Origin of the sequence: Komagataeibacter sp. FXV3 (assembly GCF_015155755.1) — a bacterium.
Classification (GTDB): domain Bacteria; phylum Pseudomonadota; class Alphaproteobacteria; order Acetobacterales; family Acetobacteraceae; genus Komagataeibacter.
Map to the genome: position 1 here is coordinate 1 of NZ_VWPI01000021.1, position 5,242 is coordinate 5,242.

5 protein-coding genes are annotated in these 5,242 nt (G+C 59.4%); 3 read left to right on the forward strand and 2 right to left on the reverse strand.

Annotated elements, in window-relative coordinates:
* Positions 1 to 281 precede the first annotated feature (281 nt).
* The 3 genes from F1542_RS02210 to F1542_RS02220 all read left to right on the forward strand — a co-directional run bounded on the left by F1542_RS02210 (position 282) and on the right by F1542_RS02220 (position 3,489).
* Positions 282 to 1,769, forward strand: a complete 1,488-nt coding sequence (locus F1542_RS02210; RefSeq protein WP_193731593.1) for a peptide MFS transporter — start codon at positions 282 to 284, stop codon at positions 1,767 to 1,769.
* Between the two features lie 10 nt (positions 1,770 to 1,779).
* Positions 1,780 to 2,526, forward strand: coding sequence for a CDP-diacylglycerol diphosphatase (locus F1542_RS02215; protein ID WP_227672399.1), 747 nt, complete (start codon positions 1,780 to 1,782; stop codon positions 2,524 to 2,526).
* A gap of 162 nt (positions 2,527 to 2,688) precedes the next feature.
* Positions 2,689 to 3,489, forward strand: coding sequence for an SDR family NAD(P)-dependent oxidoreductase (locus F1542_RS02220; protein WP_193731594.1), 801 nt, complete (start codon positions 2,689 to 2,691; stop codon positions 3,487 to 3,489).
* Between the two features lie 20 nt (positions 3,490 to 3,509).
* Here the strand turns inward: F1542_RS02220 and F1542_RS02225 are convergent, their stop codons facing one another.
* The gene (locus tag F1542_RS02225) at positions 3,510 to 3,905 is read right to left on the reverse strand and encodes a DUF3574 domain-containing protein (protein ID WP_227672400.1); all 396 of its coding nucleotides are present in this window, start codon (positions 3,903 to 3,905) and stop codon (positions 3,510 to 3,512) included.
* Positions 3,906 to 4,081: 176 nt separating this feature from the next.
* The coding region (locus F1542_RS02230) for an NAD(P)/FAD-dependent oxidoreductase (protein WP_193731596.1) at positions 4,082 to 5,242 on the reverse strand (1,161 nt) is incomplete at its 5' end.

The window sequence follows — 5,242 nt, forward strand, 5'->3', positions numbered from 1 at the left end:
TCTTCTGCAAGCTCAAGGAGTTCAAGCGCATCGCCATGCGAAGCGACAAGACCGACAGATCATTCGCAGCGATGATTTATCTCACCGCCGCAATCATCAATTCGCGTTAATTCCCAACAGACCCTGAAAAAATCTTCACCAAAAACTTCTTTTAATTTTAAAGTGTTATTACGAACTAGTTTTTCAAATGCTCCCTGAGCGCGGATTATGTAGAAGTTTTTTGAAAATATAATTTTTTATCAATGGTTTGTTTTTGAAACAGTTCCTTGAGGCCGGTCCAGATGCATGATCCCGACGCCACACTGTCTCACGCAGATCGTTCCACGGCGTTTGGCGTCGTGCTGGCCATGGAAACATGGGAACGGTTCGGCTTTTACGGCATGCAGGCGATCCTGCTGTTGTACATGGTCCAGAAACTGGGCCTGCGCGATACGCAGGCAAACATGCTGTGGGGCAGTTTTTCCGCCCTGACCTATGCAGCACCCGTGGCGGGCGGGTGGCTGGGCGATCGGGTTACGGGATCGCGGCGGACAATGGTGGCCGGTGGCATTGTCCTTGCGCTGGGGTATCTGCTGCTGGGGACACTGGGGGGCAGTGCGCGTGCGCTCTATCTTGCCATGGGGGTAATTGTCGTCGGTAACGGCCTGTTCAAACCCAATTCGTGCAACATGGTGACCATCATATACCGTCGGCAGGACCAGAAGCTGGATGTGGCCTTTACGATCTATTACATGGCGATCAATGTCGGTTCGACTTTTTCCCTGTTCCTGACCCCATGGCTGCAGCAGACCTATGGCTGGGGGGCCGCGTTCGTGTCCTGTGCCATCGGGCTTGGGCTGGGTACGGGCTGTTACTTCATGCGCCGGACGCGACTGGCCTGTACCGGCACGGACCCGGATTTTCGCCCTGTGCCGGTATGGCGTGTGCTGGCGGTGATTGCGGGAATGGGGGCTGTCATTGAACTGTCGGCGCGTGTTTTTGCCTCCACCTCCATTCAGGGGGGACTGGTCATTGCGTCCGGCATCCTGATCCTGCTTGCATGGGTCATGGTATACGGGCGTGCAGATGCGGCGGAGCGTCCGGGACTGAAGATCATGTACCTGCTGACATTCGAGGTGGCGCTGTATTTCATATTCTACCAGCAGATGGTGACCTCGCTTACCCTGTTCGCCCTGCGCAATGTCAGCAAGGATTTCATGTTGGGGGGCGTGCGCCTGTTCTCGCTTTCGGCGGGACAGTTCCAGGGGTTCAATCCGTTATGGATCATGGCGGGAACGCCCCTGCTGGTCGCGCTCTATGGTGCTCTGGGGCGACGGCATGTTGATATGGGCATCGCGGTCAAATTCATCATCGGTTTCGGGTGTGTGACCCTGTCCTTCCTGATATGGTGGGGCAGTGCGGCGCTATCGGCGTCACCCCTTGTCTCGCCATGGGTGATGCTGGTGGGGTATGGCCCGCTTTCACTGGGGGAACTGATGATCAGCGGCCTTGGCCTTGCGGCAATCGCCCGTTATGTGCCCGCACGTATCAGCGCCTTCATGGTGGGATGTTATTATGTGCTGATCGGCTTTGCCATGTATGTCGGCAGTCTTGTCGCCAATATGGCGGCGGTCGATACACCCGATCCGGCCAACATGGATGCCGCGCGGACATTGGCGATCTATGGCGACCTGTTCCGGTCCCTGACCGGCCTTGCGGCACTTGCCACCCTTGTCTTTGCCCTGCTGCTGCCCCTGGTCCGGCGGTGGGAACGCCAGCAGGCGGGGTGAGGGGACCTGCATGAAAAAACGGATGCTGTGGGGCATAGGCCTGCTGTTGGGGGTATTGATCTGTGCCCGTGAGGTAGTGGGCAGGCATTCCCCCGATGCGTTATGGCATATCGTGCATGAACAGTGCGTGGCGCATGCGGACGGCAACCCGTGTGAGGAAACCGACATACATGCCGGTTATGCCGTGCTGAAGGACCGTGTCGGAACGGGACAGTACCTGCTGATCCCGACACGGCGCATTACAGGCATGGAAGATCCCGCCATTACGCGTGGGGACGCGCCGGATTACATTGCCTATGCCTGGCGGCAAACGGCGCGCGTCAACCGCAGGTTACCCCATGCCCTACCGGCGGAGGACATGTCCCTGGCCATAAACTCGGTCTATGGGCGCAGCCAGAACCAGCTTCATATTCATGTTGACTGCATCCGTCCCGATATCCGGGCGGCGTTGCAGCGCGCGCTGCCGCGTCTGGGGGCGGGATGGACTGCCCTGCCGCTGTATGGCCATCCCTATCGTGCCCGTCTGGTTGATACGCCCGACCTGTCAGGCGTACGGCCATTTGCGCTGCTGGCGCACGACATGGCCGATCCCGCACGGGAAATGGGACGGCATACGCTGGTGATTGCGGAGATCAGGCAGGCCGATGGACGGACGGGTTTCGTCATTCTTGATGACCATGTCGATCTTGTGCATGGCGACCGTGCATCGGGTGAAGAACTGCAGGACCATACCTGCCAGATCCAGTCGCAACCCTGAATCCGGGGTTTCATGATCAGATACCATTCACATTTTCCTGTAGTCGGAACATATTGAACCGGCTGGGTTACAAAGACGTTGCAACGTCCGGTGCCGGTAGGGCAGGACGGGCGTGCTGTCTTTTATTTTCAATCCGGACCCATTGTGATCAAGGAAACATATATGTCTGGTGTTCCCCTTCCATTTGCAGGAAAAGTGGCCGTCGTAACAGGTGCGGCGGGTAATATCGGCCTTGCGACCGCAGGCCGTCTGGCCAGTCAGGGCGCCGATCTGGCGCTGCTGGATGTCGATGCCGCCAAGCTGGAACAGGCACGTGCCACGCTGCTTGAACATGAAGTGCGTATCAACATCTATACCTGCGACGTGACGGATAACGAACAGGTCCGCAAGACGGTCGAAACCGTTGTGGCGGAACTGGGCCAGATCGACTTCCTGTTCAACAATGCGGGCTACCAGGGGGCCTTCGCGCCGCTTCAGGATTATCCCGAGGCGGATTTCGCCCGCGTCATGCAGATCAACGTGGTGGGCGCGTTCCATGTGCTCAGGCATGTGTCAACGCACATGGTTGCACGCAAATTCGGTCGCATCGTCAATACGGCCAGCATGGCGGGCGTGCAGGGACCGCCCAACATGGCGGCCTATGGCGCATCCAAATTCGCCATTATCGGCCTGACCGAGGTCGCGGCGAAGGATCTTGCCCCCTACAACATCCGCGTCAATGCCATAAGCCCCGCCTTCATGGGGCCGGGGTTCATGTGGGACCGGCAGGTGGAACTGCAGGCAAAGGCAGGAAGCCAGTATTTTTCCACCGACCCCAAGGAAGTGGCACAGCAGATGATCGGCAGCATTCCCATGCGCCGTTATGGCAATATCAACGAAATTCCCGGTGTGGTGGCATTCCTGCTCAGTGATGATTCCAGCTACATGACCGGGGTCAACCTGCCCATTTCCGGCGGTATCTAAAGCGTTTTCCCGGCAGGCTGTCAGAAGGCCTCACAGCCTGCCGTCATGACCACGCCCACGGCCTGCTGCTGGAAGCGGGTGCGATAGGCCTGGCGGATGGCGTCAAGCCGATCGGCCAGATCGGGGGCGGGTGGGGTTACAATCCATACGATCCGGCTGGGTTCACGCCCGATCTGCCCGCTTTCGCGATCCCGCCACTGTCCTTCCGCCCGCAATATCGACAGCCCGGCAGGAAAGCGCGGGGTTACGGTATCGCGCATGAAACTGTCCCATTCCCGTCTGGTAATGCGACCACCATGGGGGCGGCGCAGGCCGAACAGGAGCGATATCCGCACATCCGGCTGCGCATGCAACGCCGTGCAGGTTGACGCTGTTGCATCGGTGGTAACGGTCGGGGCAGGCAGGTCGCGTGCCATGTCGGGATGAACCCATCCAATTATGCCCAATATCGTCATCAGGGCCGGTATGATACGCTGATATCGCCGTTGCGGCGTGATGGATGCCGTCATTATTCATTTTCCCGCACAAGACTGTAGGCTGCGGGGCAGCATATTTTGTCCTGCACCATCCAGCCAGAGCGGGAGATGGCGCGTTACAGCGTGCGGCGCAACACCAGTTCCCCCGTTTCCCGTGGCCTGCCAGCGGTAATCACGCCCACACGGCGTGCGCCATGCCACTGGGTGGCCAGGAAATTGAAAGCGTCCAGATCCCCTTCGATGGTGACGCGGTCAAAGGGTTCCTGATATCCGACATATTCCAGCTTCCTGCCAAACTGCAGGGTCCAGAACCACGGAATTTCCTCAAATCGGCCGGGCTGTTTCATAATGGATCGTGCCACGACGCGGCCGTGTATCTGTGCCGTGCGCCAGTGTTCGATCCGTATGCGCTGACCCTGATGTACAAAACGCGCAATATCACCCGCGGCATAGACATGCGGGGCTGCCTGCATTGTGCCATCCACGTCAATGCCGCCATCGGGACCTGTGGCCAGTGCTGGCGCGAACCCGGTGGCCGGACGCACTCCCAGACCGGCGACCACCATATCGGCCATCAGGATACTGCCATTATCCAGTGTAACCTGCCGTTTGCCACCCCGTTCGGCAATGGCGGTGACACGGTGGCCGCCGATGTAGGTGACCCCCTTTTCCTGATGCAGTCTGCGCAGGCGCAGGCCGATTTCATGGCCCAGTGCCTTTTCAAACGGAACGGCAGTGGCGGAGACGACCGTAACCTGCGCACCGGCCTGACACAGTGATGCCGCAGCCTCCATCCCGATAAAGCTACCGCCGCATACCACCACATGCTGGCCCGTGATGTTGCGTGTCGCCAGTATGGCCTGCGCGTCCGCCTGGCTGCGCAGCGTGAAAACGTCGGGCAGGTCATGTCCCGGTACATCAAGCGCGCGCGGTGCGGCGCCGGGCGCCAGTACGACACGATCGCCAGTCAGTTTCCGTCCATCCGACAGTTCCACCGTGCGGCTGGCGGGATCGAACGCCGTGACCCGCGCCACCACGCGGTCTATGCCATGGGTTTCGTAAAAACCGTCCGGACGCAGGGCGGGCGCGAGGTTGCCCTCTTCCTTTTCCGCCAGAACCGTCTTGGTCAGGGCCGTGCGGTCATAGGGGGGTGTTGCTTCCTCGCCAATCATGGTGATCCGGCCAGCAAAACCGAATTCGCGCAGGGATACGGCCGCCGTGACACCGGCTGCACCCGCGCCGACAATCACCACGCCCTGATCGGCGTTGGTTGGAAC

Bases quoted from the DNA above. Each gene is read 5' to 3' on its own strand.
- F1542_RS02210 (WP_193731593.1), top strand. From the start codon at position 282: ATGCATGATCCCGACGCCACACTGTCTCACGCAGATCGTTCCACGGCG.
- F1542_RS02215 (WP_227672399.1), top strand. From the start codon at position 1,780: ATGAAAAAACGGATGCTGTGGGGCATAGGCCTGCTGTTGGGGGTATTG.
- F1542_RS02220 (WP_193731594.1), top strand. From the start codon at position 2,689: ATGTCTGGTGTTCCCCTTCCATTTGCAGGAAAAGTGGCCGTCGTAACA.
- F1542_RS02225 (WP_227672400.1), bottom strand. From the start codon at position 3,905: ATGGCACGCGACCTGCCTGCCCCGACCGTTACCACCGATGCAACAGCG.